Annotated in this window: 3 protein-coding genes and 1 tRNA gene; all 4 read left to right on the top strand. The window is 37.3% G+C overall.

Going from position 1 to position 4473, the window contains the following annotated elements; all coding sequences use genetic code 11:
* Positions 1-246 precede the first annotated feature (246 nt).
* The 4 genes from rpoE to ACQRDX_RS08990 all read left to right on the top strand — a co-directional run bounded on the left by rpoE (position 247) and on the right by ACQRDX_RS08990 (position 3704).
* Positions 247-828: a DNA-directed RNA polymerase subunit delta gene (rpoE, locus tag ACQRDX_RS09005; RefSeq protein ID WP_427896550.1), complete on the top strand. Its 582-nt coding sequence runs from the start codon at positions 247-249 to the stop codon at positions 826-828.
* A gap of 159 nt (positions 829-987) precedes the next feature.
* The gene (locus ACQRDX_RS09000; RefSeq protein ID WP_354367639.1) at positions 988-2592 is read left to right on the top strand and encodes a CTP synthase; all 1605 of its coding nucleotides are present in this window, start codon (positions 988-990) and stop codon (positions 2590-2592) included.
* A 54-nt stretch (positions 2593-2646) separates the two neighbouring features.
* Complete coding sequence (locus tag ACQRDX_RS08995; RefSeq protein WP_427896547.1) at positions 2647-3573, top strand: alpha/beta hydrolase; 927 nt, start codon at positions 2647-2649, stop codon at positions 3571-3573.
* A 45-nt stretch (positions 3574-3618) separates the two neighbouring features.
* Positions 3619-3704, top strand: a tRNA-Leu gene (locus ACQRDX_RS08990).
* Positions 3705-4473 lie beyond the last annotated feature (769 nt).

Genomic DNA, 4473 nt, shown 5'->3' with positions numbered 1-4473 from the left:
GTCTTTTATTTTTTACACAAATTATGAGAAATATTTTGACGAATGCAAAAATTTAGCGTAAAATAGTAATGCTATTAGTTTATAAAGATATGATGGGTGATTTGTCATATGTGACTAAGTAGAGCGCATAGTAGGTAAGCAACCTCATGCGTAGTGTTATTAAAGATGGCCAACAAGATCACTGCTTTAGGTATTTAGCGTGACTTGCCTCATGGTCGTTCTATCATCTAATTAAGGAGAACTGTTTTGGAATTAGACGTATTTGTTGGTCAAGAAAAAAGTGAATTATCAATGATTGAAGTGGCACGGGCCATCTTAGAATTACGTGGTCGTGATAAAGAGATGTATTTCAGTGACTTAGTTAATGAAATTCAAACTTATCTTGGAAAATCAGATTTAGAAATCCGTGAAGCACTTCCATATTTCTACTCAGATTTGAACACTGATGGTAGTTTTATTCCATTGGGTGAAAATAAATGGGGTCTTCGATCATGGTATGCCATTGATGAAATTGATGAAGAAATTATCACGCTTGAAGAAGATGATGAAGGCGCACCAAAACGTAAGAAAAAACGTGTTAATGCCTTTATGGATGGCGATGAAGATGCCATTGATTACAACGATGATGATCCAGAAGATGAATCTTACGTACGTAACGATGAAATAGGATATGACGAAGAAAATCCGGATGACGAAAAATCAGAAGTAGAATCATATGATTCTGAAATCAATGAAATTATTCCAGATGATGATTTAGAAGAAGATGTAGAAATCAATGAAGAGGATGATGAGTTTTCAGAGGATGATGAGTCTGAAGATTTGGGATAAACGTTTTCAATTTGACAAAATCTGACGGATGGTTTATAGTATTTATCGGGCACCTCTTTTTGAGGTCGGATAAGCTCCCTAAGTTTTTAGGGGGCATTTTTTGTTTTTATAGGCAAAAACTCCAAATTTCAGTGATTATTTTTAGGAAGAGGAAAGAAAATGACAAAGTATATTTTCGTAACGGGTGGTGTTGTATCATCTATTGGTAAGGGGATTGTAGCAGCAAGTTTAGGCCGTTTGTTAAAAAACAGAGGCCTGAAGGTGACTATTCAAAAATTTGATCCTTATATCAATATTGATCCAGGAACCATGAGTCCTTACCAACATGGTGAAGTGTATGTTACTGATGATGGTGCTGAAACCGATCTTGATTTAGGACACTATGAACGTTTTATTGATATTAATCTTAATAAATACTCTAATGTCACTACAGGTAAAATTTATAGTGAAGTTCTTCGCAAGGAGCGTAGAGGAGAGTATCTTGGAGCTACTGTTCAGGTTATTCCACATATCACTGATGCTTTGAAAGAAAAAATTAAGCGAGCAGCGACAACAACAGACTCAGATGTTATTATTACCGAGGTAGGTGGGACAGTTGGTGATATTGAAAGTCTTCCTTTCCTTGAGGCTCTTCGTCAAATGAAGGCTGATGTGGGGTCGGATAATGTGATGTATATTCATACCACTCTTCTGCCTTATTTAAAAGCAGCGGGCGAGATGAAAACTAAACCCACACAACATTCAGTTAAAGAGTTACGTGGACTGGGCATCCAACCTAATATGTTAGTTATTCGTACGGAGCAACCTGTTGAACAAGGCGTTAAGAATAAATTAGCTCAATTTTGTGATGTCGCACCAGAAGCTGTTATTGAATCGCGAGATGTAGAGCATATTTATCAAATTCCGCTAAATATGCAGGCGCAAAATATGGATCAAATTGTTTGTGATCATTTGAAGATTGATGCCCCTAAAGCGGATATGACAGAGTGGTCTGCGATGGTGGATAAGGTGATGAACCTTAAAAAGACAACAAAGATTGCTCTTGTTGGGAAATATGTTGAATTGCCTGATGCTTATCTTTCAGTTGTAGAAGCGCTTAAACACTCAGGTTATACCAATGATTCGGCAATTGACTTGAATTGGGTCAATGCAGCTGAGGTGACTAAAGAGAATGTTTCTGACCTTTTAGGTGATGCCGATGGTATTATTGTTCCTGGTGGATTTGGTCATCGTGGAACAGAAGGTAAAATTCAAGCGATTCGTTATGCGCGTGAAAATGACGTCCCTATGCTAGGGGTTTGTTTGGGGATGCAATTGACGTGTGTTGAGTTTGCTCGTCATGTTCTTAATTTAGAAGGTGCTAACTCCGCTGAACTTGATCCAGAAACTAATTATCCAATTATTGATATTATGCGTGATCAAATTGATATTGAGGATATGGGGGGGACACTTCGTTTAGGTTTGTACCCATGTAAGCTAAAAGCAGGAAGTCGTGCAGCAGCAGCTTATAACAATCAAGAAGTTGTTCAACGTCGCCACCGTCATCGTTATGAGTTTAACACAGCTTTTCGTGAGCAATTTGAAGCGGCTGGTTTTGTTTTCTCAGGCGTCTCACCAGATAATCGTTTGATGGAAGTCGTTGAGTTGCCAGATAAAAAATTCTTTGTTGCAGCACAATATCATCCAGAGTTGCACTCTCGTCCAAATCGTCCAGAGGAACTTTATACAGCCTTTGTGACAGCGGCGGTTGAAAATACAAAATAAGAAAGAGGCTCAGCCCTCTTTTTTTCAGTTGCCAAAAAGTGTATAATAAACCCTATGAGAAAATTATGGATAAAACATATTGTACTAGGTTTAATAGCAATTAGCCTACTAAGTACTGGAGTGGCTAGTTTTTATTTCTTTCATGTAGCGCAAGTAAGAGCTGAAAAGAGCTTTATTAATAATACGCCGACAGCCAAATCAGATCCGCTTTATGAAGACGAACAGAAGTTTGATCAGCTGTTCAAAGAAATACTTTGGATGAATCATCAAGGGGTTAAACAAGATGCTTGGTATGTCAAAGCAGATCAAGAAACAGATAAAACGGTTATTATTGTACATGGTTTTGCTCAAAGTAAAGAAAAAATGAAAGCTTATGGTTGGCTATTTCATGAACTGGGCTATAATGTTCTGATGCCTGACAATGTTGCTTCGGGTGATAGTGGCGGTCGTATTATAGGATATGGATGGAATGACCGTCTGAATCTAATGAAGTGGATTGATATTTTACTGGAGTGTCAACCTAATAGTCAGATTACCTTGTATGGTCTGTCTATGGGAGCCGCTACTGTGATGATGGCTAGTGGTGAAAAGCTACCAGCACAAGTTAAAACCATTATTGAAGATGCAGGTTATACCAGTGTTTGGGATGAATTGAAGTATCAAGCAAAGGATATGTATGGTCTCCCAGCCTTTCCAATTTTATATGGTGTTTCTAGCATTTCTAAATTACGTGCAGGTTTTTCTTATGGACAAGCTAGCGCAGTTAATCAATTATCTAAAAATACTAGACCAACCTTATTTATTCATGGGGATGCAGATGATTTTGTTCCTACAGAGATGGTTTATGAAAATTATCATGCGACTAAGGGACCTAAGGAATTGTATATCGTCAAAGGTGCAGGACACGCTAAAACATTGGCAAAAGATAAGTTAGCTTATCGAGAACAGATTGAAAAATTTTTGAAAAAATACGAAGAATAATATTGACAACTAATATAGTAAGATGCTATACTATATTATGTTGACGCGGGGGTGGCGGAATTGGCAGACGCGCAGGATTAAGGATCCTGTGACCGCTTTAGGTCGTAAGGGTTCAAGTCCCTTTCTCCGCATAAGAGAGTGAAAAAAGAGTAGTTGCCTTGGCAATTGCTCTTTTTCTGTACTCATAGAAGAGAGAGTTGGAAAATGTTTCAGAAATTCTTGTCCAAACATAAAATGAGTTGGTTCATTTTTTTTCAACTTGCCTTGTTGACCTGTATGTCTTATTTAGAAAATCGAGGTATAGTTAGTCATAGTTTCCATAGTTGGTTAAAGGATCTGACGTTCTTGTCGTGGGCTATTTATTTCTGCTATCAACTCCTATTACGCACATATAGGGGATTTAGGAAAAAAGCTCTTTATCAAGAAATTTTTGAAGGAATATTTGGTCTGATGCTCATGGTTTTATTATCAGTTGGAGGGATAATACTGGCCATCTATCTACATAGTCTGTATCAGAATTTTTTTGCTCATTGGTTACAGTTTCCATCTGATTCAGAATTCATTAGACACCTCTCTGGTAGTACATTTGCGATCTTTACTTTATTCCTAGTTGTTTTTATATCAGTTGGAGGGAGATTCCGAGAGCGTTTTTATATGAGTAGCCTAATGATGCTGCTTGTGACGTCAGCTGTTTTAGTAAGGTACCTTACTATTGGTATAACAACAAGAAGGGGAAAGCTACGTTTTCCTTCCTATTGGGAATCAACCGATCCTTATAAAAATTATTTAGTCATGATTTATATCGGCATCATCCTGGTAAGTGGTCTTACTTGTTTTATAGCGAGATATTTTTCAAAGAAAGAAGAATAATAAAGCTTAAATTGCAGAAAAATATGAAAA

The organism is Streptococcus sp. SGI.013, from assembly GCF_050315295.1.
In the GTDB taxonomy this organism is placed as follows: domain Bacteria; phylum Bacillota; class Bacilli; order Lactobacillales; family Streptococcaceae; genus Streptococcus; species Streptococcus porcorum.
The sequence above is the reverse complement of the archived record's forward strand: the minus strand, read 5'-3'. Positions and strand labels throughout refer to the sequence as shown.

Bases quoted from the DNA above. Each gene is read 5' to 3' on its own strand.
- ACQRDX_RS09000 (WP_354367639.1), top strand. From the start codon at position 988: ATGACAAAGTATATTTTCGTAACGGGTGGTGTTGTATCATCTATTGGT.
- ACQRDX_RS08995 (WP_427896547.1), top strand. From the start codon at position 2,647: ATGAGAAAATTATGGATAAAACATATTGTACTAGGTTTAATAGCAATT.